At 57.4% G+C, this 24,874-nt stretch carries 14 protein-coding genes; 5 read left to right on the forward strand and 9 right to left on the reverse strand.

Going from position 1 to position 24,874, the window contains the following annotated elements; genetic code table 11:
- Positions 1–769: hypothetical protein (locus J3U88_RS06765; RefSeq protein WP_207857761.1), on the reverse strand; the 769-nt coding region annotated here is incomplete at its 3' end.
- Positions 770–1,462: 693 nt separating this feature from the next.
- Between J3U88_RS06765 and J3U88_RS06770 the strand changes: the two genes are divergently transcribed.
- The 3 genes from J3U88_RS06770 to J3U88_RS06780 all read left to right on the forward strand — a co-directional run bounded on the left by J3U88_RS06770 (position 1,463) and on the right by J3U88_RS06780 (position 6,524).
- The gene (locus tag J3U88_RS06770) at positions 1,463–3,529 is read left to right on the forward strand and encodes a bifunctional aldolase/short-chain dehydrogenase (RefSeq protein WP_207857763.1); all 2,067 of its coding nucleotides are present in this window, start codon (positions 1,463–1,465) and stop codon (positions 3,527–3,529) included.
- A 15-nt stretch (positions 3,530–3,544) separates the two neighbouring features.
- Positions 3,545–4,918, forward strand: a complete 1,374-nt coding sequence (locus J3U88_RS06775) for a pyridoxal phosphate-dependent decarboxylase family protein (protein ID WP_207857765.1) — start codon at positions 3,545–3,547, stop codon at positions 4,916–4,918.
- Between the two features lie 184 nt (positions 4,919–5,102).
- Complete coding sequence (locus J3U88_RS06780; protein WP_207857767.1) at positions 5,103–6,524, forward strand: rhomboid family intramembrane serine protease; 1,422 nt, start codon at positions 5,103–5,105, stop codon at positions 6,522–6,524.
- Here J3U88_RS06780 and nhaC read toward each other — a convergent pair.
- Entirely contained in the window at positions 6,521–7,990 is a 1,470-nt protein-coding gene (gene nhaC, locus J3U88_RS06785; RefSeq protein WP_207857769.1) for a Na+/H+ antiporter NhaC, read from the reverse strand. The two genes, J3U88_RS06780 and nhaC, sit on opposite strands and share 4 nt — an antisense overlap.
- Before the next feature lie 950 nt (positions 7,991–8,940).
- Here nhaC and J3U88_RS06790 point away from each other — a divergent pair.
- Complete coding sequence (locus J3U88_RS06790) at positions 8,941–11,103, forward strand: AMP-binding protein (protein ID WP_207857771.1); 2,163 nt, start codon at positions 8,941–8,943, stop codon at positions 11,101–11,103.
- A gap of 59 nt (positions 11,104–11,162) precedes the next feature.
- Positions 11,163–13,571: a beta-ketoacyl synthase N-terminal-like domain-containing protein gene (locus tag J3U88_RS06795; RefSeq protein ID WP_207857773.1), complete on the forward strand. Its 2,409-nt coding sequence runs from the start codon at positions 11,163–11,165 to the stop codon at positions 13,569–13,571.
- A 77-nt stretch (positions 13,572–13,648) separates the two neighbouring features.
- Here J3U88_RS06795 and J3U88_RS06800 read toward each other — a convergent pair whose 3' ends face one another.
- The 7 genes from J3U88_RS06800 to J3U88_RS06830 form a co-directional block, all read right to left on the reverse strand.
- Positions 13,649–15,100 (reverse strand): hypothetical protein, encoded by a 1,452-nt coding sequence (locus tag J3U88_RS06800; RefSeq protein ID WP_207857775.1) that lies wholly within the window; start codon positions 15,098–15,100, stop codon positions 13,649–13,651.
- 24 nt (positions 15,101–15,124) lie between these two features.
- Positions 15,125–15,886 carry an LVIVD repeat-containing protein gene (locus J3U88_RS06805; protein WP_207857776.1) on the reverse strand — a complete coding sequence of 254 codons (762 nt, stop codon included), beginning with the start codon at positions 15,884–15,886 and terminating at the stop codon, positions 15,125–15,127.
- 189 nt (positions 15,887–16,075) lie between these two features.
- Positions 16,076–18,316 carry an LVIVD repeat-containing protein gene (locus J3U88_RS06810; protein WP_207857778.1) on the reverse strand — a complete coding sequence of 747 codons (2,241 nt, stop codon included), beginning with the start codon at positions 18,314–18,316 and terminating at the stop codon, positions 16,076–16,078.
- Between the two features lie 273 nt (positions 18,317–18,589).
- Positions 18,590–21,661, reverse strand: coding sequence for an NAD-glutamate dehydrogenase domain-containing protein (locus J3U88_RS06815; protein ID WP_207857780.1), 3,072 nt, complete (start codon positions 21,659–21,661; stop codon positions 18,590–18,592).
- Between the two features lie 284 nt (positions 21,662–21,945).
- A complete protein-coding gene (locus tag J3U88_RS06820) occupies positions 21,946–22,767 on the reverse strand; it encodes a lipoate--protein ligase family protein (RefSeq protein WP_207857782.1) in 822 nt (273 codons plus the stop codon).
- A gap of 143 nt (positions 22,768–22,910) precedes the next feature.
- Positions 22,911–24,032 (reverse strand): alanine dehydrogenase, encoded by a 1,122-nt coding sequence (gene ald, locus J3U88_RS06825; RefSeq protein WP_207857784.1) that lies wholly within the window; start codon positions 24,030–24,032, stop codon positions 22,911–22,913.
- 80 nt (positions 24,033–24,112) lie between these two features.
- The gene (locus tag J3U88_RS06830; RefSeq protein WP_207857785.1) at positions 24,113–24,604 is read right to left on the reverse strand and encodes a bactofilin family protein; all 492 of its coding nucleotides are present in this window, start codon (positions 24,602–24,604) and stop codon (positions 24,113–24,115) included.
- Positions 24,605–24,874 lie beyond the last annotated feature (270 nt).

Here is a 24,874-nt window from a genome sequence, read left to right on the forward strand (position 1 = left end):
CGGAAAAACGCAACAGCGTTTCGTTCCCGTCGGCGACCTGTTGGATTTGGAAGGGGGCACCGTCCTCGGCTTGGTGCAGGGTGGTTTGGTTAAGGATGACGCGGTAGGCGGCGATGTGTTCGGGCTGGGCGAAGGAGACGGCGAAAGTGAAGTTGTCGCCGGCGGCAAGGTGGTCGGGGGCGGTGATCGCGGGTTGCGGCGGCTGGTCGTTAAAAGAGAGGGTGATGCTTTGTTCGGCGCTGTTGCCGGCGCGGTCGGTGACCAGATAGGTAAAGCGGTTGTCACCGGGTTGAAGGGCGAGGTCGGGGTCGCGGAAGGCACCGTTTTCCAGCACGACGGGGTTGCCGTCGCGGGTGAGGCTGAGCCGGTCGTCGTGGTCGTCGGCGACCCGCCCGACGAGGGTGTAGGGGGTGCGGTTGACCCGCGCCCTGTCGGAAACTCCGGTGAGGGTCAAGGTGGGTGGTTGCGTGTCGCGGGTGAGGGTCAAACCGCGTTGAAACGGTGGATCATCGCCATGGGTGGCGGCTAAAAAGAAGCTGTTAAAACCGTCGTTCAGCGTGAGGGGGTGGGAAAAGGTACCGTCGGGATTGACGGTGACGGCAAGCGACCCAAGCGTCACGACACTGTCGGCGGGTGTTACGGTCCCGGAAAGGGTGACACTGTCCTCGCGGGTGAATTCAGGCAAGGGATCGAGTACGACGGAGGGAGGCTCTTGGGCGAAGCAGACGGCACAAGCCAAGGCAAGCCAAACAAAGAAGGACCGAATCATGACAACACACCTACAGTTTAAAAAATGAGCCGTCGCCCGGTTAAAGAGAGGACGCCCCAAGCAGGTGCCGCAACAAAGTTAGTGAAGAAGTGCAAAACAGGGCGGCGCCGTTCGGTTTGGGGTGTGCGATATTCGGTTTTAACAGGGGTTTGGGTTGGTCCAGTATTTTAAAGGATAATACGTGTTTTGTGTTGTTTTCTTTTTTGGTGGAGAATATCTGTTTTGTGTTGTTTTCTTCTTGCGTGATTTAAGTTGTTTGTTGAGAAATGCTTGTGTTTTGTCCGCGACTGCTTCGCAAAAGCGTTCGATTTCCGCCTCGTTGTTGACGTCGTGAACCGCCGCGCGGGTGATGTTCGAAAATTTGGCGCGTAGGGCTCGGTTTCGCCGTTGTCTCTTTCGGATCAAGCATTTCACCTAAGAAGCGCTGAAGCAGAAAATGGACGAGGATGGAATCCGTGTTGATGTCCGCGCTTGGTCGCAGGCTGTCTAAAAACCAGCTGGTTTTTGGGGGTTAACATGTTTACCCATCTCGGAGATCCCATGGGCGGCGGAACCTGACCCTGTCCTTGGCCGAAGCATGTATGGTTGTGGCCTGACGAAGGTGTTGCCGATTTTTGCGCCCATGGCTTGTCCGCGTCCCGCCTTCAGGCTAAGCTAGCCCGAACTATCGAACAACCAAAACGAGGGTGAGGTATGACTGTGATTCAAAGTGCCTGGCGCGACGAAGACGCCGAAGCGTTCCGAGGCCAATTTGCCGAACAGGGGGCCGATTTGGCCGACCGGGTTTACACCAGCCGTTTGCTGGGAAGCGATCCCGGGTTGGTGCTTCACGGCGGCGGCAATACCTCCGTGAAAACCCAACAATGCGATGAATTGGGCCGCCCCGTTGATGTGCTCTGCGTCAAAGGCAGTGGCTGGGATTTGGGCGGCATCGCGCCGGCCGGCCTGCCCGCGGTCGCGCTGAAACCTTTGCTCGAATTACGTGAATGTCCCAGCTTGAGTGACGAAGCGATGGTGAATGCGGTGCGCCGCTGCCTGATGGACGCCTCGGCGCCCAACCCCTCGGTGGAAACCCTGCTGCACGCCTTCCTGCCCCACAAATTTATCGACCACACCCACGCCAACTGGGTGTTGGCTCTTGCCAACCAACCCGATGCCGAGGCGGTGTGCCGCCGGGTTTACGGCGACACGATGGGCATTGTGCCCTACATCATGCCGGGTTTCGACCTCGCCCAAAAGGCGGCCGAGGTTTATGAGGCCGATCCCTCGGTTGAAGGTTTGATCCTGATCAATCACGGTATTTTCACTTTTGGTGACACGGCCCAGATCGCCTACGAGCGCATGATCGATAAGGTCGCGCTCGCCCAGCGTGAATTGCGCAAAAATCCCGCGATTCGGGTTGCGCCACCGGCCCCGTCCGTTTTGGGCGCGGTGGTCAGCGAGACGCAGCGCCGCGTGCTCAACCATTTGCGCTCAGCCCTGGTCACCGCCGCGCATTCCCGCGGCGCCCAGATTTTGGTGGTGCGCCGCAATCAAGAGATTTTGGACTTCCTCGAACGCGATGATTTGGATGATTTGGCGCGTCGCGGGCCGATTACACCCGACCATGTGATTCGCACCAAACAGAAGCCGCTGATCCTGCGCCCGCCCGCCGCCCCCGATCAGGTACGCGGCTATCTGGAAAAAGCCGTCGCCGACTATGTCGCCGAATACGTGACCTACTTCGAGACCCAGCAGAAAAACAAGGGTACCGACAAAAAACGACTCAATCCGCTGCCGATTGTGTTCCTGATCCCCGGTTTGGGTCTGGTCACCGCCGCGCCGACCCGTTCCGCCGCGGCCGTCGCCGCCGACTTGTGGCAGCAAACGCTGGTGGTGCAACGCGCCGCCGAACCATACGGGCGCTACCAACCGCTGAACGACGCCCACATGTTTGACATGGAATACTGGTCGCTGGAACAAGCCAAACTCGGTAAAAAGAAACCGGCGCCGATGGCGGGCCGGGTGGTGCTGGTCACCGGTGCCGCCGGCGGTATCGGCCGTGCTTGTGCCGAAATCTTTGCCGCCGAGGGTGCCAACCTGGTGTTGGCGGACGTGGACGGGGAACGTTTGAGCGAAACCCGTCGCGCCCTTGCCAAAAACCACAAGGTTGGGATGACGACCCTTGCCGGTGATATCACCGACGCGGCTTATGTTCAGCGTTTGTGTGACCACGCCGTCACCCTGTTTGGCGGGCTCGACTGCGTGATTTCCAACGCGGGGCGCGCCTTTACCGGACCGATTGCCGAAACGACCGACGCCCTTAAAGCCAGCTTGGACATCAATCTTTTGTCGCACCAGTACCTTGCCGCCGCGGCGAGCAAGGTGATGCAAGCCCAGGGGCACGGCGGTTGTATTTTGTTCAACGCATCCAAAAGCGCCTTTAATCCCGGCCCTGGGTTTGGGGCCTACAGCGTGGCGAAAGCGGCCTTAATCGCCCTCGCCAAACAGTACGCGGTGGAGTTGGCCGGCGACCAAATTCGCGTGATGGCGGTTAATGCCGACCGCATTCGCACCGGCCTGTTTGACGAGAAGTTGGTCGCGGAGCGTGCCGCCAAACGGGGTTTGGAACCGGCCGCTTACTTCCGTGCCAACATGTTGTCCGTCGAGGTGACCGCGGCGGATGTGGCCCGTGCCTTTTTGCACCTTTACCAATCCGCCAAAAGCACCGCCACCCTGTTTACCGTGGACGGCGGCAATATCGCCGCGTCACCGCGATAGTTGAAAGGAACTCCCATGCAACACGAACGTTTCCGCAAGCACGGAAAAGACGTTATTGATTGGATTGCGGATTACATGACCAACGGTTACGACGGTCCCGTTTTTCCCAAAACACAACCCGGTGAGGTGCTGGCGCAATTGCCCATGGAACCGCCCCAAGAAGCCGAGCCGGGCGAGCAGGTGTTCGCCGATTTTGAATCGCTGATCCTGCCCCACACCACCCATTGGAACGATCCACGTTTTTACGCATACTTCCCCGCCAACCACAGTGGCCCCGGCATTTTGGGTGATCTGCTGTCGGCCGGCTTGGGTGTGAACGGCATGAGCTGGGTCACCTCACCCGCGGCAACCGAACTGGAAATGCGCATGATCGATTGGCTGGGCCACATGCTCAAACTTCCCTGGCGTGGTTGCATTCAGGATACGGCCTCCACCGCCACCTTCTGTGCCTTGCTCGCGGCGCGGGAGCAAGTTGCCGATGTGAACCAATCCGGTTTTTACCAACAACAACCCATGACCGTGTACGCGAGCAAACACGCCCATTCCTCCATGCAAAAAGCGGTGTGGATGGCCGGTTTCGGCGAGCGTTACTTGCGGCTGGTGCCGGGGAACGACGACGATTTCGCCATGGATGCCGCCGTTTTGGCCCAAATGGTTGCCGAGGATATCGCGGCCGGCTTTCGGCCTACCTTCGTGATGTCCACGGTGGGCACCACCTCCTCCACCGCGATTGATCCCGTTCACGCGGTGGCCGATATCTGTGAAGCCAACAACATGTGGCATCATGTGGACGCGGCCTTGGCCGGCACCGCCGCCATTTTGCCGGAGATGCGCTGGATCCTCGACGGAACCGAACGGGCCGATTCCTTCTGTTTCAACCCGCATAAATGGATGTTCACCAACTTTGACTGTTCCGTCCTTTTGGTGAAGTCGCCTGACGCACTTAAAAAAGCGATGGCCATTAATCCCGAATACCTCAAGGCCGGCCATGACGCGGTCGTCGAGAATTTTCGCGATTGGGGTCCCCAGTTGGGGCGCCGTTTTCGGGCGCTGAAACTGTGGTACGTCATTCGCTGCTTCGGGGTGGCCGGTTTGCAGGACAAAATTCGCGCGCACCTGAACATGACCCGTTGGTTCGCCGACCAAGTTCGCGCCGAACCCCGCACGCACCTGCTCACCGAGCCCAAAATCAACACGGTATGCTTCCATTTGGACGACGACGCGGCGACCAAGGCTTTGATGAAAGCGGTCAACGACAGTGGCGAAGCCTATCTGTCACACACCGTTTTGCGTGATCGTTATGTGATTCGCGTGTCCTTCGGGCAGATTCACCAATCCCAGCAACATGTCGCCACCTTGTGGGGGCTGATTTCCCGGCTGTTGCCCTAGGCGGTCGGTTGTGCCCACGAATCGAACCTTGGCGCGGGCGCCCAACCACTTGTCCCATCTGTCGTCGCAACCGATAGGATGGTATTGACGGCGGGATGACCGGAAGGCGCCGGCCCGCCACCCCAAGCGAAGGCGCGCGAAATTTCGCGCTTCCTCGCAATCCTCATGCGACGAGGTTTGCTGTATGAAAGGAAAGGATATGCTCCGCACTTTGGCGTATCGCCCGCCTTATGTGACGGTGTCCTTCACCCTTTTTCTTTTGATGTGTAATCTCTGGACCATCGCCTTGGCCCGTTTTCCCGACGCTTCTTTTTTTCGGGACCGCGACGCCTTGGTCCAGCTCTACCTTCAGCACCCGGATGTGGTGCTGGAAGGGGACAACTACTGGTACGCCAACAACCCCAGTTTTATCGCCGGCGTACATCGAGTGAATCCGCAACAGGCGGCCCGGCTGGTATCCCAGATTGAGGCGCGCTTCGCCGAGGTGCCCGCGCCCGATGCGTGGGTTCAATTGCCCCGCCGCTTTGACGCGGCGCCCGGGGCGGGTGTCAGTTCCGCGGGCGCGCGATTCAAAGCGCTGGCGCATAAGCTGATGTTGGCCAACGGCAAGTACCGGTTCGCCCTCAAAGCGCACGCCTTTGAACCCATTAACCTCATCACGTATTTGTTCTTTCACGCCAACTGGTTTCACCTGCTCATGAACGGGTTTATGTTCGTGCTTTTTGTGGAAACCCTTGAGTATTGGGTCCGTCGTCGCTGGTTGTTCGGGGCGTTTTTTTGGGGGGGCGTGTTCGCGGGCGTCGCCTACCTGGTCGTTTTGCCCAGCGCCGCCAATCGCTTTCTGATTGGCTTCTCGGGTTCGGTTTTTGTCGTGATGGGCATGTACTTTTTCTATTATGTAATGCCGCGGCTTCAGTCGCGAGGTCGCGATTTTCTCGTTGCCTCCGCACCGCCCGGATGGCCGATTGCCGTCGCCCTGATGCTGTACCTTCTGGAGCTGGTCGTTTTAAAGATTTGGGTTGAGCCGGCCGGCGCCGCTTCTTCCATGCCGGGCATTGCCATTGCCCATGTGGCCCACGGCGCCGGTTTTCTCTTTGGGCTGGGTGTTGCCGCGATGACCTATCGCAAGGGGTTGTACCCGCTTAACCCGCTGCTGGCCAACCCACGCTGCTTGCGGGAATCAGCTTGGCTGGAAGCGCGACCACCGGTGCCGCGCGAGGAGGCCCCGATCAAACAAAGTGCCCAAAAAGCAAGGCGGCGTCCCGACGAGGCGACGGTGCTCGCGGCCTACTGGGAACAGGCGTGCGCGGCTGATGAACCCTTTTACCTGGCCGAGTCGGGCACTTTTTTGTTTGACCACTTGATTGCGCGGCAATCATGGCGCGAGGCTCTGACTGTCTGGGAAGAACTGGACCGTCTCGTCCCCGGCTATCGTTTACCGACGCGGTCTTTGTGCGAATTGATCGAAGGGCTTGCCGGCGCGGGTTATTCAGAAAGCGCGCGGACCATCTTGGAAAAAACCCGCCCCAAGTTTTTGGACAAGGAGCGGGTCGCACGGGTTTTGTTAAACCGAACCGAACAAGCGGTTTTTGGCAATGGAAATTAGGCGTTTTCGCCTTTTTCCAGTTTGATCATGCTGAACCCGGTGAAGCCGTAAATGGCGGAAATGATCGGGTTAAACATGTTGAAGAAGCAGAAGTACCAGTAGGTGCCGGTGGCGACGCCGAGCGTGGTTGCCATGTAGGCGCCGCAGGTGTTCCAGGGAACCAGCACCGAGGTCAAGGTGCCCGCGTCTTCGAGGCAGCGCGACAGGTTTTGCGGGGCCAGGCCGCGGTTTTCGAATTCCGCGCGGAACATGCGGCCGGGAATCACGATGGCGATGTATTGATCGCCCGCGATGATGTTCATCCCCATGCTGGTGGATAAGGTCGCCAAAACCAGAGAACCGGTTGAGTTGGCGAGCTTAAGTACCTGGCCCGCGATGACCTCGAGGGAGCGGGTTTTTTCCATCGAGGCCCCAAACATCATCGCCGCGATGATCAGCCAGATGGTGTTGAGCATGCTCGACATGCCGCCGCGGGAGAGGAGTTTGTCAAAGGCTTCGTTTTCCGTGCTAATCGCAAAACCGCTGTGTAGGGCCGTCCAGCAACCTTTGACCAGGGCGGGGAAGGTGCTCATGGTGTCGTCGTTGACAAAAGCCAACACGGTTTGTTGTTGGAACAGCATGGCCCAGACGGCGCCGATCAATGCGCCGATCAGGAGCGCGGGAAAGGCGGGCATTTTTTTCATGACCAAACCCAGCACGATCAGCAGTGGCACCAGCATCAGAGGTGAAATGGTGAAATGTTCGTTGAGCAGGTTGAGGTAGGTGGCCAGATCGGCTTCGCCGGTGCCGGGCTGGTAGACAAACCCGAGGATGGTAAAGAGGATGCAGGCCAGGATCATGCTGGGCACCGTGGTCCAGAGCATGTGGCCGATGTGGGTGAAGAGGTCCGTGCCCGCCATCGCCGGGGCCAGGTTGGTGGTGTCGGAAAGCGGCGAGAGTTTGTCACCGAAATAGGCGCCGGAGATGACCGCGCCGGCGGTGGCGCCGAGGTTGAGATCCAATGCCGTGGCGATGCCGACCAGCGCAAGACCGATGGTCCCTGCGGTCGTCCAAGAACTGCCGGTTCCGAGGGCAACAAAGGCGCAGATGATGCACGAGGCCACGTAAAAGATGGTGGGGCTTAGGATCTGCATGCCGTAATAAATCATGGTGGGCACGATGCCGGCGAGAATCCAGGTGCCGATGAGGGAGCCGACGATGAGCAGAATGAACATGGCGCCCATGGAAAGTGAAATGCCGTGAACCATGCCGGCTTCCATTTGTTTCCAGGTCAGTCCGTTGCGCATGCCGACGAGGGCGGCGACGATACTGGATAACATGAGGGCGATTTGGTTGGGGCCGTAGCTTGAATCGCTGCCGTAAAACTGAACTGAGACAAACAAAAGGAAAATGAGTAGGGCGACCGGCGCCAATGCCTGGAGCAGGGAAGGTGCGGCCGGTTGGGGGGTGGGTTCTTGCTGTTCCATAAGGGAGTCCTTCGTGCAAGCTGAGCGCATCCAAGCGCGGTGAACCGCGCGGGCGATGGAGGGCGGCGACAATAAGACCGCGAATCCAGAAAAAGGGTGGCTCAAAAAAATAATGCGGATGGTCACGCTTGCGCCAAGGGCTTGTGGATTCGGGCCCGGAGGGGTGCCCGCCGGGGGTGATCAAAAGCCGAAAAGGGTTGGCTGGGCCGCATACACGGCGCTTTTAGCGCAAAAAGTGGAGCATCGCATCAGAAGGTTACCATCGCGGCGAACGGCAAACCAAGCGAAATGATCGGGGGTTGGGCGGTGGCGGGGACTTTGGTGGGGGAAAATAGAAGCAGCCGGCATAAAGTGTTTACGATGGTTGTTTTCTTGGCGGCAAGTGGATTCCCTGGATGGAATGATTGTTAAATTTTTGTTAAGTGATGGAGAGCGTGATTTTTCGCATGGTGTTCGGGGTTTCGCGGGGGCTAAGTTATCCTTGGAAAACCCGCGAAAATTCGCTATACTTGGCCCTTCGTAAGCGCTTGATCGCTGATTCACCCACTTCTCGTGGGTCCGCCCACGGCTTGTGGGTTAGGCTATACAAAGGGCTTAGCATCGCATTTCGTGTGCTAAGGCGTGATTTAGGACTTGGGGTCCATGCATAAACCTGAACCCAAGTGACAAACATAGCAGCAGGATGGAGGGGGACAATCCACCTGTGACTATGCTTTAATCTTGAGTTCTAACCTTCTCAAATCGAGTGACTTTGGCAATGTGTTGTGTTGGGAGCGATGACTCAGGCTGCTTCCCGACATGGGGCGAATGACACCCGGTTTTCCTCTGAGGACCGCAAGTAAAGCATGCTGATTTATGGTTTCACCTTGGGGACCGATGTTTCACCGCTCCTGTTACTCGTGCTGGGTTGAAAAATTGACGTTCAAATCCCGAAAAGAGTGAACATCCCTATGACCAGCCTCTCTTCTGTTTCTACCTATTTAGAATTGCTGCGGTGGCGAGCCCAGGATCGGCCCGATCACGCGACCTATACCTTTCTTGAGGATGGGGACGGCAAAGAAGCGATCCTTACCAATCACGAATTGGACATTGAAGCGCGTGCCATTGCCGCCAAGCTCCAGTCGGTTGCGCGACCGGGTGACCGTGCGCTGCTGCTGTTCCCGCCGGGTTTACCCTATATCACCGCGCTTTACGGCTGTCTTTACGCCGGCGTGGTGGCTGTTCCCGCCTACCCGCCGAACCGCGCTTCCCTGCAAAAAAACATTCCGCGTCTGCTGTCTATTATTGAAGACGCCCATGTGAATGTGGTGCTTTGTAATACCGACATTCACAGCATGGCCGCCTCCTTATTTGAAGATGAACGGGGGAACGGTCCTCACTTTATTCCGACCGATCAGGTTTCCAGTGATTGGGCTTACGACTGGAGCGAGCCGCGCGTCAATGCCGAGGACATCGCGATTTTGCAGTACACCTCGGGCAGTACCGGCAAACCCAAGGGCGTGATGCTCAGCCATGCCAACATCTTGGATAACTCCAAACAAATCAGCCGCTGCTTTGGTGTTCATGCGGGCACCGTCGGGGTCATTTGGTTGCCGCCCTATCACGACATGGGTTTAATCGGCGGTATTTTGCAACCTTATTACAGTGGTATTCGCGTCATCATGATGGCGCCGTTTAACTTTTTGCGGCGACCCATGCGCTGGTTGCGTGCGATTAGCCGTTACCGCGCCACCTCCAGTGGTGCGCCCAACTTCGCTTACGAACTTTGTCTCCAAAAAGTGACCGAGAAGGATTTGGCCGAGCTGGATTTGAGTTCCTGGGAATTGGCGTTTAACGGGGCCGAACCCATTGCGCCGCGCACGCTCGACCGTTTCGTTGACACCTTTGGTGCCTGTAACCTGAGACCTGAGGCCCTGTATCCCTGTTACGGGATGGCCGAAACCACCTTGATTCTGACTGGCGGCAATCATCGCGAAGCCCATGTGATTCGTCGTTTCGACGAGGAGAAACTGGAAGAACATGCGGCCGTGCCCAACGCCGACCCCGAAACCTCGCGTGCCCTCGTCGGTTGCGGGGAGCCGGTCGCCGATCATTTGGTGGAAATCGTGGATCCCCAAACCCACGAACGTTGTGAACCCGGCGTCATCGGCGAGATTTGGGCCTCCGGTGCGAGCATTGCCCAGGGTTATTTCAACCGTCCCAAGCTGACCGAGGCCGTGTTTCAAGCGCGTTTGGAAGCCTTCCCCGGTCGGCGTTTCCTGCGCACCGGCGATTTGGGGTTCTTCCAGGACGATGCGTTGTTTGTCACCGGTCGTCTCAAGGATCTGATCATCATTCGCGGCCGCAACTATTACCCGCACGATATTGAACGCGCTGTCGAAACCTGCCACCCGGCGATCCGGTCCGGCGCCGCCGCCGCCTTCTCCGTGGAGATTGACGGCGAGGAACAACTGGTGCTGGTCCAAGAGATTCTTCGCAAGTGCAAACCCGACCAATATCCCGAGGTGGTTGAGGTCGTCCGCCGCACCATTTCCGAGGCGTTTGAGGTTCGCGCCCATGGGATTGTCCTGATCAAGCAGGGCAGTATTGCCAAAACCTCGAGTGGCAAAATTCGCCGCAGTACCTGTCGCCAGTTGTTTCTCGACGGCGAGCTGGAGGTGCTGGGTGAGGACTTGTTGTCACAAAAAACGACCGGCCACGACGAGGTATTGTGCCGTCAGCTGGTCACCGACATGTTTGAAACCACCGAGCCGCGAACGCGCCGGGTGCTGTTAACACGGTTGGTGAGTGAAATTTTACGTGGCCAACCAGGATTGGCGGAGGCTAAAATTGCCCCACACACGACATTGAGTTCCGTCGGCGTGGATTCCGTCACCGCGACGGAAATAGCCAACTTGTTGGAAACTTACTTGGAAGTGGATTTGCCCGTGGTGTTCCTGCTCGAAGGGCCGAAAATCCAAGAAATCGCCGAGGAGTTGCAAGCGCTGAAATGGTCCTCGGACGCCGCGCTCTTGGAGGCAGGCAGTGATCGATATGCCGACCTGCATTCTCGCAAGCAGCGCGGGATTCGCCGTGCCGCCCGCAAGAGCCGCAAAGAAATTGTCCTGTCTTAAGGGCGATCATTCGGCTCACTTTTAATCACTTAATATCTTGGCTTTTTAGGAGGCCGGTCATGTGGGAGATGAATGGTACCGAGGTTGCGATCATCGGTATGAGTGGTCGCTTTCCCGGCGCCGCTTCAGTTGATGCGTTCTGGGAGATGCTCTGTGCCGGTCGCGACGCCTTTGTGCCATTGAGCGACGAACAGTCCTTGGCCCTGGGTGCCGATCCGCGCTTTTTACAGATGCCCGCCTTCAAACGGGTGATGTGTGCCATGGGTGGTGTCGACCAGTTTGATCCCGATTTTTTCGACATCCCCAAATCTTTTGCCAATGTGATGGACCCGCAGCAGCGTATTTTTCTCGAGTGCTGCTGGGAAGCGTTTGAAAGTGCCGGCTACAACCCATCCGCCGGCGGCGATGTTGTCGGTGTGTTTGCCGCCGCCGACCAAAGCAGTTATCTCATTTTTAACCTGATCCCCGAAATGCCGCGCCTCATGGGCGAAATTACCATCGACGATATGGAATCGGCCAACAGCAACGACTTTGTCGCCAGCCGGGTTTCCTACCACCTCAACCTGACCGGTCCCAGCTACACCATTAAGTGCGGTTGCAGCTCCGCCTTGGTTGCGGTTCACAATGCCTGCAACGCCTTGCTTGAGGAAGAGTGCGACATGGCCTTGGCGGGCGGGGTTTCGATTTTGGTGCATAAACTGGGCGGTTACTTGGCCGAGGAAAAAGATTTCCACGCCAAATCCGGGCGCATGCAACCCTTCGACAAAGACGCTTCCGGGTTTATCCGCGGTGCCGGCGGCGGGGTGGTGCTGCTCAAGCGCCTCGAAGACGCGTTGAGCGACGGCGACAACATCGTGGCCGTCATTCGCGGCTCCGCGACCACCAACGACGGTGGCGACAAAGCCCAGTTCAGCTCCTCCTCGGTCAGCGGCATCGCCGCCGCGGCGATTGAGGGTTTGGCCGTAAGCGGCGCCCACGCCTCCTCGCTCCAGTACCTGGAGGGCATGGGTTTGGCTTGGCCGACCGACGACCATATCGAGGTTCGTGCCCTCAGCCACGCCTTTCGTGCCGACGGTGCTTTGGAGAACGAATTTTGTCTGTTGGGTTCGCCCAAGGGCAACATCGGGCACCTCTCGGCCGCGTCCGGGATCGCCGGGTTACTTAAAGCGACCTGTGCCGTTGACCGCGGCTTTATTCCCAAAATCGCCAACCTCGAACATCCCGATCCCAAAATTGATTTCCCCAGTACCCCCTTTGTCCCCGTGCTGGAGAATCAGGAATGGCCGGAATCCAACGGCCCGCGTCGGGCCGGGGTGAATATCCGCGGCGCGGGTGGAACAAACGTGTTTATGGTGGTGGAACAAGCCCCGCCGCAAGAACGGCAGACCCAGCGGCGCGCGGCCTATTTTTTCCCGATTTCCGCGCGCACGCCAACCGCCTTGGCGACCATTCGCGAGAACTTGGCGACGTTTCTGACCGAACCCAAGCAGCGTCTCCAGCCCGCTGATGTAGCCTTTACCCTACAAATCGGCCGCAAACCTTTTGCCCATCGCATGGGTTGGGTGGCGACCTCCCTGGAGGAGTTAATCGAGGCCTTGCGCGGGGACGAAGCACCGGTTGCCTTCCGCGGCGCCCACGAGGTTTCCGAAAGCGTGGATCCCGTGTTTTATTACGGGTCGGTGGATGAATCCCGGCTCTTGGCCGAACTGCACTTCATTCACGACGAACCCATTTGTTCCACCATGTTTATCAACCTCTGGCAACGGGCCGGCCTTAACAACGACGGCGGTTTGGGTTTCCTGAAGCGGGTCAAAGAAACCAACTTGGACGGCTTGGAAGAAGTCGACAAAGCCGTGGCACACCTGCTCGCTTGTTATGTGATTACCGACTGGTGGCGCTTCCGCGGCGTGACCCCGCGCGCGGTGGTCGGGCAGGGTTTGGGCGATTTGGTCGCCGCGGCCGTGGCCGGTGCCGCCGGTTTGCCGCAAATGGTGGCGCTGCTGCGGCAATGCCTGCAAGCAGGCGGCGAGGTGGGTCCCGACGATCTACCGGTTCGTTTTAAGGTACCCGAGTTGACGTGGTACTCCGGGCTCATCGGCGGTGACAGCGGCTTTAAGGGCATACCTGTTCCCGAATACATCGAGCATTACCGCGCCGGGGCCTGTAAAAAAGACGAGGCCTTTGCCGAAATTGAAAACGCCGGGTTTATGTACATCTTTGATGTAAGCGGCAAGGACCAACCCAGTGGTGTGGAGCCCGCCTTGGAGGCCAACGGCTTGCGCGTGGCCCACGGTCCCTTTACCGACCACTTCATCCTGTCGCAGGTTGCCGAGCTGTGGCTCGCGGGTGTCGACGTCCAGTGGAAGCAGTTTTACGGCGAAGACCATCCCCACCGGGTCGCCTTGCCTTCTTACCCGTTCGAGCGGCAACGCTGCTGGGTGGATCGCCAATCGGCCACCCGCCCATAACCAAACCGACGACCTGCAAGCACAAAAGCCGGCGATCCGGTCTCGAGGATCACCGGCTTTTTTGGTGGGTTCGGTGGCTACCGCGGGCAGAAACCGTTGTTGTTGAGCGAAGCGATAAAGGTCAACACGGTTGGATTGGCGGTGGAACAAAAGGTTTCCGGTGTTTGCCGGCGGGCATAACCCAAGGCGAGGGTGCAGACCGTGGGGAACACTTCCGTCGAAACCGAGGTGCTGATACCGCGGGTGTTGGTGACGGTTAAGGTGTAGACGTCGCTGGATTCGATCAGTTCTTGGATGAACACCGTGCTGGTGGTCTCGTTTTCCAAAAGCATGCCGTTCCGTGTCCAACGATAGGTCACTTCTTCTCCCAAAATTGGGGGAATACTTAGGACGAGCTGGGTCGATTCGCACTTAAAACTTTGGGCCGGTGGAGCTTGAACCTCGGGTTCGGTACAGCCTGCCAAACGTGCCCGTTCCAAACCGGGTGGACACAGGGTGGGGACCACCACGTCGACCCCGTGAAACGCGGGTGGGGCGGCGTATGCCGGCAGGGTTTGGACGACCCGCATGTTGGTCGGCTCGCCGAGATCGATGACGCTGAGGCCCGAGGAGGAAAAGCCGCCGGTTGCATAGAGGTAGCGGTCTTCAGCCACCGTGCGGGTGATGGAACGGCCGTTTCTATCGAATTCACCGATCATTCGCGGTTCCGCCAAATCGGAAATGTCCCAGGCCTGCACGTGAAAGTACTTAAGGTAGATGTTGTCCCGGCGGTGTAAAATCCCAAAGTGGTTGATATCGAGTTCCCCTTCAAGCTCCAGCCGATTGTTTACCAAACGAAGCACGAGGATGACATCAAAACGCCCTTCGCCAACCAGCAAAAGGTCGTCCTTGAAATGAAGTTCGTTAAACGGTCGGTGGGCACTTGGAAGGAGGTATGTGAACAGGGGCCGGGAAAAATCGAACGGGTTGGCGGGGTAAAGATACACGCGTTCGTCGTCCATTCCCACCAGGTAATCGTCGACTTGGGCACTCGCGTGGTAACCGAAGAAGTGGCGCCGCGTGATTTGGTCGCGGTTGGACACGCCGTAAATGAACAAACCTTGGGTGTCGGTCGATAAACGGCTGTTGATCTGAACCCGTACCATCTCACCGGTAAAGCCGATGTGGGCTTCATCGCCGCCAAGGTTAAAATCGGCCAAAACCCGAGGCGCGACTTCGTCGGACCAGTCGATAAAGGCAAGTCGTCCCTCGGAAAACCCCACCACCAGCTCATCTTGGAACGCAAGCGCGGTAAAACGTGGGAATGCGGTGCGAAGCGCGTGTTCCGTCGCCGAGAATTCGGCGCCGTAGGTCTGTACCGAAAGCCGATTGTTTTTGATGCCGAGCACGCGGTTGCGTGAACCGTCCATCAGGCAGGGATAACAGGGAGAGAAGTCGTTGTCGACCTGGGTGGGTAGGTCCGGTCGACTGACATCGTATTGGATGACCGTATCCTCGTTTGCCGCCAGCACCAAGGACCCGTCAACCAAGATTTGAACGCCCTGGCTGAAGCCTCAGCGTCGGTCCCGGCCCAAAAGGAACGGTTCCTCTGGATTGGAAACGTCGAACACATAAAAACCGCTGCCGGAATCCAATACCAGAAAATCGTCGTTGGGTAAAAAGGCCCCGTTGTAAGGGCTCGAAATGCCTTGGATGTTGCCCAGGTACCTTGCCTCGCTCTCGCTGACCAGTTCCACGATTTTCGTGCCGCTCCCCCTGGGAATCACGTAAAAAATAGTGTCCTTGACGAGGATGTTGATTACCTCGCGGTCGTACCCGGGATAATCGGGGATTTCGATGGTCGTGGGTCGCGGGTCGACGGCGTTGCGGTTGAACCGCACGAAGAAACCGCCCCCGCGGTAGTTTTCGGTTAACACGGTGATCATGTCGTCGACCACGGCCATGTTGCGGACGTGGGCAACGTGACTCAAGTCGTAAACCGCGGTTTCGACGGGTTGATCGCGGTCGGCCAAGCTGTAGGTGTGTAGGGCGTTTTCCGTGAGTCGGAACAAGGTTTCGCCGTGAATGTGGAGCGCGACCAGCGCGTCGGCCGGGGCGGCGATTTGGTTGAGCAAGCGAACCTCGGACAGGTTGTTGAGTTCGTAGACGTCGATGCCTTCACAGGCCCGGTGGGCGTAAATGCGGTCCGAGGCATAACGAAAGGCATCGTATTCCTGCTGAATGAAGCTGGATTGCCGGGTCCAGTTGGGCGGGGTTTGAGCGGTTAGTGAACAGCTTGCCGCCATGAAAAAGCTGAAAAGAATGAAGTGACGCATGGGGTGCTCCTCCAACGAGCGGGGCGTATGGTTTTGTTGGCGGGTTAGGATCTTGCTTTGATAAAGAGATGTTCCGCTCAGCGACACCCGAAGGTTCGGGGCGAGCAAACCGGCCGGCGATCCGACGACCGGTTGCGTCCCAGTGTACCGAGAATTCTTTTCACAGGTTAATGTGGGGTTCGTGCTTGGTTAGGGACAGGTATCGCCGCTGTTGATCGATGCGGCGAAATCCAACACCGTGGGGTTCAGGCGGTCACAGAAGTAGCCGTCGGTTTGCCAGCGCGCATAAGCGGACGACAAATCACAGGTACCGCTGATCACGTCGATATCGATCAGGGTTGCAAAATCACAGGTCCCACTCACCGCGCAACTGTAGCGAACCGGTGGGCCTGCCTGGCCTTGCACCGCCAGGGTGGTGCCGGTTTCGCCCGGGATCACCTCGCCGTCGCGCATCCAGATGATGTTTTGGTATTCGCCAATGAGACCGGAATCGATGACCGTGTTTTCCCCTTCACAGACAACAACCCGCGTTGGGGGATCGTTGAAAATGGGCGGATCACAATCGAAAAAAGAGACGCGAGCCAAGCCGCTGGGACATTCGGTGATAAACAAACCCTCGTTGCCTTGTATCGCCGGATCCCCGTTTAAGCCAGTCACCGAGAGCGTGGTTTGTTTCGGGTTTCGGATATCGCTAATGTCAAAGTGTGTGGTTCCATATAAACCCGAGACAAACAAGCTGTTGTTAAAGGGGGTACTCAGGCGTGCCGGTCCCCACGGGGGGTGGCCGAGGGGTGCCGTGGTGATGACTTGCGGGTCGGCCGGGTTGCTCATGTCTAGCACGATGAGGCGGCTGTCGGCGATGTACAAAACGTCGCCCATCCACAGGAAGGCGCGTGCGCCCATAAAATGCGAGGAGAGGAATTGAATGCCGCTTGGTGTGAATTGGAAAATATTCCAACGATGGCCGACGGTGGTCAAAATGAAGTTGTCTTTTAAAAACACGCGATCCTGGTCGCTGTAGGTATCTCTATCTGAGATGGGTGACCATTCGGCCAAGGGGGTGTGCAGGTTCCAGGGGTTGAGTGAATAGATGGAAATCTTTCTGTCTTTAATGCCGACCAAACGGGCGCCGTCCTGGTGGCTGTCATCGAAATCGAAGAAGTCTACCTGGAAGATGCGGTTGATGTTGGCCACGTTAAACACCCGCAAGCGCTGATTGTCGCGTGCCTCGCGGTCCAGAATTTGGGTGTACAAGTAGTTGTCGGAAAAGCTGAGATCGGCGCGCAAGCCGCCCACGGTGAGGCGTTGGGTGACGCGCGGTGCGTCGGGGTCCGACCAATCGAGGAACCACAGCTCGCCGTCACTGAAGCCGACGACCAAATCGTCGCGCCAAGCCACGTCCGTAAAGGTGCCGTGGGCCTCGCGCAAGCTGGTTGTGGTTGTGGCGATTCCGGCGCTGTAATCCTGAATGGTGAGGCCGTCGTAGCCGGGCGCGAGGAGGCGTTGTTCGGCCGGATCGATCAAACAAGGTTGGCAATGGGCGAATTCCGCTTCGACCAGTTGGGGATTGCCGGGGTTGGCCAGGGAGAATTGGCGGATTTGGGTTTCGGAAATTGCCAGGAGTAGCTGCCGGTCCAGCACCAGTTGGGCCTCGCGTTCCGCGTCAATTTCCGAGGGAGCGGTTGTACGGTGGATGAGACGACCGGGCGTACTGACATCATAGACGTACAACAAGTCTTCGGTCTGGACCAACAGCACCTCGCCGTTGTCCATCAGTTTGAAATCAAACCCATTTAGGACGATTTCCTTGGTGTCGGTGACCACCGCACCCGTGCCCACCTTAAGGGTTGCCGCGGAAACCCTTCGGAAACCCAAAAGATAAACCTGGTCGCCCTCTACCACGATCTTATCGTAGCCGGTCCGATTGTCGTCGATGATGGCGAAGGGCGTTTCTTCTAAATGGGGATGGTCGAGCGCAATGCGCGTGATGCCGTATAGGGGAAAACCGATAAAACCATGTTCGTATAAGGTGCCCCCGTCCTCACTCACAAACCATACCAAATAGGTTTCGCGGACCCGGCGCTGGTTCTCAAAAACCGGCATGACGGGGTCACTGAGGTCGTACCATTGTAGATAGGTCATTTGCTCGGCCAAGGCGTTTTGGAGAAACAGTCGATTGCCGCGAATCCGTATGTCTTCCACGGTGTCACCAGGCAACGGAAAAAAGTTGAGATGGGTCAAACGGTTGTCGGCGTCGAGTTGAAAAATGTCGATGCCTTCACAAGGGCGTGCGGCATACAGATAAGAACCGGCGTAGGCAAATTCGGTATAACCTTGTTGGGTGAAATCTTTGCGATTCGTCCAAAAACCGCTGTCCTGGGCAAAGGTGGCAAGCCCGGCTGTCGCCAAGAGCAGGAATATACAACGCATGTTGGTCTCCAAAGGGTGGTGAAATATAAAAGTTGAATGTGAGAAACAGCCGGCGGGGGGCGCGACCCTCTTTGTCGCCGTCTACTTAGGTACGCGCGCTTCTGAACAAAATCCAATAAAGAAAAAAATTTCGCCGCGGCATGGGGTGATCAGGGTGCCGGGTTAGCGGGGCCGCGTTGCTTTCAACGGCCGTTGAAAAAAGCACGGTGCAACAAAAAAGGGAAAGGCCGCGGCCTTTCCCTTTCGTAATTTGGTTGCCCCGGAAGGGCGCGTTTAGGTGAGGGAACGCTCCATTTGCGTCAGGGCACGGGCACCGGCCTTGCGCAGGATGAGCGCCATTTCCTTGGCGAACGGTGCCTTGGTCCCCTTGAGGCTGCTGAGCATTTCCTCGACCTGCTGCTCCTTGACCATGTAGAGGCGTACCGTTTTGACCAGGTCCTCATCGGTCAGTTTTTGCAGCCAGGAGATGCCTTCCGCGTAAACAATTCGCGCCGCCGTATCCGCCGAGATGATGGCATCCAGGTAGCTGCGGGGAATGTCGCGGAAAAGGCGTTCCTTGAAGCGATCCACCAAAATGTCGGGGACGTAGCTGTAGACAATGTGTTGGTTCAGCGAGGAACGCAGTTCTTCATCGGAGAGTTTGGCCAGGTCCACCGCGACCAAGTCGGTGACGCGGTTGATGACGTTGGAAAGCACCAGCGACAGCTCAACCAGGGTGCTGCTTTTGCCGGCCTCGCGCCATTCGGACAACAGGAGTTTGGCCTCGTTGTCGGCTTTTTGGCGTAACTTCTCCAAAACCTGGGACACGTAGATGTCCTTGATGTCCATGAACTCTTCCGTGGACAGGATGAGTGAGGCCAGGATTTCGAAGGAGGAACAGATCACGCCGCACTTGTTGGCCGAGCTGTCCTTGAACATCAACATGCCCTCTTTCTGCAAGTTTTTGCGGGCCGTTTCCGTGAAAAAGATGTTGGCGCCTTCGACCACCGCTTTGGCGGTCAGGCCACCGCCGGCTTTTTTGAAGAGTTGCCAGGTGTCGCTGTTCACCGTGTAGGGGCGACCACCCGCGGGGATGAAGACATCGGCCTCGGCCAGCGCGTACAGGTTGTTGCGGGTACGGGTGTTTTCGACCGTGTCCGCGGGAATCACGAATGCCTTTTCATTGCCGCTCAGGTGTTCCGCGTTGAACTTCATGATCGATTCGCTTTCGTTGACCAACCGCAAGAGTTCGGGCCAATGCAGGCCCTCGGGATCGTAGGCCGCACCGAAGCCGTCGGCCACCGCGACCACCTTGGCGTTGTCGCCGTATTCGCGGTTGAGGATTTTGAGCTCGTTGCCGGCCACGTCGCCGTCGGGACCACCCGTCATCTTTACCGTGAAGGATTGCTTGCGGGGGTCGATGCCCAGTTCCAACAGCAGGTTGTCGAGGAACACGTTCACGCCTTCACTGGTCACGCCGTATTCCTTGTGGTTGATACCCGCGCCTGGTTTCGAGGACATAAAGGCGTTCGGGTACTTGTAACCGCGGCGCTGTGCCTGACGCACAAAGGCTTCGATCAGGTCGTTGGTGCAGTTTTCATCGGGGCCGAGGTAGATGTTTTCTTCGTGGCCGAAGTAATCGATGATGTTGCTGTCCAACTTGCCGGACTTGGGATCGGTCGTGATCAGGTTGAGGATGGAATCGACCGCACCCAACGCGGCGGTTTCTTTATCGGCATCCGGGGAAAGCAACAGGATCGCCTTGGCGCCGCCCTCGGGAATGTCTTTGTTTTTCAGTTGCTGTGCGTAGGACAGGCCGATAACCTCGTCGAACAAACCGGCAAACGAGGCCTCGTACTGACTGGCGTCACGGGGCATCAAGATGCGCATGCCCCCGCGCGCCGTGTCGCGGAAACGCACTTGGAAACCGCGGTACTCGCGGCCCAACATAAAGAAAAACCCAAAGGGTTTGTTGGGGTAAAACTCGGGATTAAGGCAGTCGGGATCCATGCGGAAGGACAAACCGGTTTTGCGCGGGAAGAAGTAGTTGGTTTTGAGAATGTGGCGGATAAAGTTAAGCGACTCGCTAAAGATATCCTTCTCAATGCGGATGTTGATGTCGCCGATCCCCTCGAGAATCTGCGCTTCGAACTTGTTGATTTGGTCCTGGTTGCTGCCCGCCTGGCGTGGGTCAAAACGCGCCTTGAAGAGGTCGACCAGCAGGCGCAGGATTTCCGGGAAGCGCGTGAAGGTTTTGCGGACCCGTTCTTCTGAGTAGTAGTATGGGTTGCGCTTGCTCAGGAAGATTTGCGACCAAACCGAAATCGAGCGAATGAGGTTGATTTCGTTCAGTGAGAAGTCGCCGATATCGGGACCGCCGTGGCGGCGCCACATCGAATCGAAGTGATCCGTGTCGACCCAACGCAGTGATTTGCAGGCTTTGTTCAGCTTGAGGAAGGGCACCATTTTGCTGCTGACGCGCTGCCCCTCGGTGTGCCGGAAAATGAAGGTAAACACCGTGATCGGTGTATCCGTATGGGCGTTGACCTCGGCGAACATACAGCGGTTGACCTGAAACTCGTAGCGATCAAACAGGTACAACAGGCTGGCCAGCGTTTTGGCGATGGGCATCTTTTTGTAGGCAATGTCGAGGCGCGCGTATTCGTTGAAGTAATCCGGCACCAAGTGCGTCACCGCGTCCTCGCGATCTTTGGCGAGGTGGAACAGGCGGTACAAACGCGCCATGCGTTCCGGGGTGGTGTGAACCACCATCTGGTCGTCCAGGTTGCGAATGAAATCCTTCATCGCCTCCGGGTTGTCTTCTTTTTTGAGCAGATCCAGCGCCTTTTCGACCTTGGCGCGGTTTTTCTCGTTTTCCATGTCCACCGGCGAAAATTCGTTGGTGAAGAAGGTCGAGATTAACAGCAGGCGGTCGTTGGACGTGTACATCGCGCCGTTGGTGACCTGGTGGCGGCGAACCGACTCGGCAATATCGAAAAAGACCTGCTCGTCGTTGCCGGGCGCGAGAAAGGTCGTTTTGGTACGGTGCCGGTTCCAAAGTTGTAACTTTTGCTTACTTTCGAAGATGTGACCCGTAATAACCGCATGCAAATCGCGCACTTTTTCGGCGCGTGGTGTTGTTTGGTAATAAAATTGCGGCATGTTTGAGAAAAACCACGGCGTTAAAATGGCGATCGATTGGTCGATGGCAACCCGCGCACTTTCCTTAATGTCCTCAATGTATTCTTCCAGCTCGCGGCCCTGTTTCCCTTTGCTGTTGAGTTGAACCAGGGTGTCGGCGCCAAATAAGTTGGTACCGATGCCGTCGTCGAGCAACCATTCATCAATATTTTGTTCCTGATCCAAAAGAACCCCCTTGTTATCTCGGCTGTTGCCGATCCCCGCAACCCAGCCGACAAAACCATGAGCCGGTTGAAGTTGCGGTACTTTTGGAACCCCGCTGATTGTACCTGAGCCGTGGACGAACGGCGAGGTGTTTTGTTGGGATCGTTACAGGGCGACGCGTTGCTCCGGCGCCGCCGCGGATGGGACGGGATCGCGTGTCGTTTGATGGTTTGTCTGCTGGAGTAATAGTGTTTCTAGGTTACCAAATGCAGGCCCGATGCTCAAACAATCGCGGCTGATTCAGCTTATTTTCGACGGGTCCATGTGTCATTGTCGAAGGAATCACGGCGAATCTCGGCCACGCGGGCGGCGTTGCCTGGATCCTCACCGGGCAAGGGCTCGAAGTCGATCCCGAAACCGGCCGCGAAAGCGTCGACCAAACGCTGTACCAGCGCACTTCGTTCGGGTAGGGCCAAACCCGCGTCGCGATAGTGATTGCTCAGCGAGGTCATCAGCTCACCCATGTCCAGATTGGAGCCGGTGATCGCCGCCAGGATCTCGGTACGCGCGTGCAGGGGAATGCTGCCGTGCTGCAGGAAGGCGCCTTTGCCGCGTTTTTGTGCCGAACCGATCATCTTCTTGCCGCCGCGTTCGATTTCAGAGCGCGACATGGACGCGAAACAGGGCGTGTGGCGCATCGAACGCACCTTGGCCGGGGCCGGTTCTTCCGGGAACATGGCGCCGCTCGCGGATTCGCCCAAGTCGGTGAAGCGTTTGAGCGCGCGTCCGATGGCGCAGTAGTTGTGGGAGACCTGATTGTTAAAGGGTTCGCGCATGGGTGCAATCAGGCTGTAGGTGATTTCGTCCGTGTCGTGGAGCACCGCGCGTCCGCCGGTCCAGCGGCGCACCAGCACAACGCCGTGTTTTTCCAACTGTTCCTCGTTCACGGTGCGGCGCCATTCCTGGTGGTAACCCAAGCTGAGCGTGGGTTTGGCCCAGGCGTAAATGCGCAGGATCGGCCGGTCGATGCGGCCTTGTTCGAGGGCCTCGAGAAGATACTGGTCAATCGCCATGTTGGCGCCGGCTTCGCGGGCCTCGGCTTCGACCAAATGGTACCAGGTTGTCATAAGTGTCCCTTTTCGATGGGCGGGGGCTGATGGTGCGACCCGCTAAAAGAAAAGCGCGAAACCGAAACTGGTGCAACAGTTGTCGGCCCGCGCCTGTTTGATTGTGTCGGATGGAGCGCCCTAGCTGGGGCCCCGTGGACGCATTAGCGTCTGATCAATTCGTTGATATCGGCGTATTTGAGGTTCTGGTCTTGGGCGACCGCTTCGTAGGTCATTTTGCCTTGGAAGGTGTTTACACCGTTGCGCAGGTGGTGGTTGCGACGGATGGCGTCGATCACACCGTTGTTGGCGATGAACAGCGCGTAAGGCAAGGTGACGTTGGTCAATGCGAAGGTCGAGGTACGGGGTACCGCGCCCGGCATGTTGGCCACACAGTATTGGGTTACCTCGCCGACCTGGAAGGTGGGATCGTCGTGGGTGGTGGGACGGGTCGTTTCAATACAACCGCCTTGGTCAACCGCAACGTCGACTATCACGGAACCGGCCTTCATGTTGTTTTCGATCTGGTGACGCGAAATCAGCTTGGGGGCGTTGGCGCCGGGGATCAACACGCCGCCGATCACCAAGTCCGTGTGTTCCAGGTGTTTGCTGATGTTGTATTCGTTACTCATCAAGCAGGTTACGCGCGCGCCGAAGACGTCGTCGATGTACCGCATGCGGTCGACCGAGGTTTCGAAAATGGTGACCTGGGCGCCCAAACCAACCGCCATTTTGGCAGCGTTCATGCCCACGATGCCGCCGCCGAGGATCATGACCTCGGCAGGTGCGACACCCGGCACACCGCCCAACAACAGGCCGAGCCCGCCTTTGGTGCGTTGTAACCAGTGCGCGCCCACTTGGATCGACATCCGGCCCGCCACTTCACTCATGGGTCCGAGCAACGGCAGACGACCGTCGTTGTCGGTAATGGTTTCGTAGGCGATGGCGATACAGCCGCTGTCCATCAAACCTTTGGTTTGATCGCGGTCCGGCGCCAAGTGCAAGTAAGTAAACAGGATTTGGTCTTCGCGCAGCTGTTCGTATTCTACTTTCTGCGGTTCCTTGACCTTGATGACCATTTCGGCCTTGGCGAAAATCTCTTCCGCCGTATCGACGATGGTGGCACCGGCTTCCACGTATTCTTCGTTGGTGAAACCACTTCCCATGCCCGCATCTTTTTCAATGAGAACTTGGTGGCCTTTGTTGATGAACGTTTTGACATTGGCCGGGATCAAGCCGACCCGGTATTCCTGATTTTTGATTTCCTTGGGCGTACCAATAATCATGCCGTCGTCCTTCCTTCCTGATTTTTCTGTGCTGGAAACAGAGGCTGAAACCCTTCGTACTTAAGGAACAGCAAACACCGCTATTTTTTGCGGTTGCTTTTGTTCGTATCTTTTCCGGTCTTGGAAACCTCGGGGCCCTTTTCCTCTGTCTTCTCGGCGGCTTGAGCATTTTGAACGGTTTTGCCGTCGAGCATGTGGGAATAACCCTCAAAGAATCCGCCTGGCTGATTGGTGAAGACTTTGGTTTTGATGTCGCCGATCAGTTTCCCCGATGCCTCGACCGTGATCTCCTCCGCCGCATCAATGTTGCCTTCCACCTCGCCGAAAATGGCAATGCTTTGGCACTTAATGCTGCCTTGGATGCGACCACTTGCTGCAACAACAATCCGTGACGCGCAGTCCAATTCCCCCTTGATTTGGCCTGCAATCCAGATGTCTTCTTTCGAATCCAGTTTCCCTTCAATCACAAGGTTCGGGCCGACGATGGTAGAATCGCCGCGACCTTTTGTGAATACCTCGGGTTGGCTCCTGGTTTCGTTTTTGCCGTTGCGCCGTTTGTCCAACCAGCCCATTCATTTGCTCCCGTTTCCCAAGCAAACCCCTTGGGTCGCCGGGCTTTGATACATCACTCACGGGGCCTTATCTTAAACCTAAACCAGGGCGAAGCAAAACATGGAATCGGATTCGATTCACTTTTACGCTTGTTGGGGTTGGATTCGGTTCAATCTAATGGGCCGGAACGGGTGACGGTTGGTCCGATTTTCGCGGTTTCATCGCTCACCATCTTCCGTGTGTCGCGCGGTGACCGACCGAAAAACAGTCGCTCACGCCGGTTGACGGTG

It is taken from the genome of Acanthopleuribacter pedis, from assembly GCF_017377855.1.
GTDB classification, from domain to species: Bacteria; Acidobacteriota; Holophagae; order Acanthopleuribacterales; family Acanthopleuribacteraceae; genus Acanthopleuribacter; species Acanthopleuribacter pedis.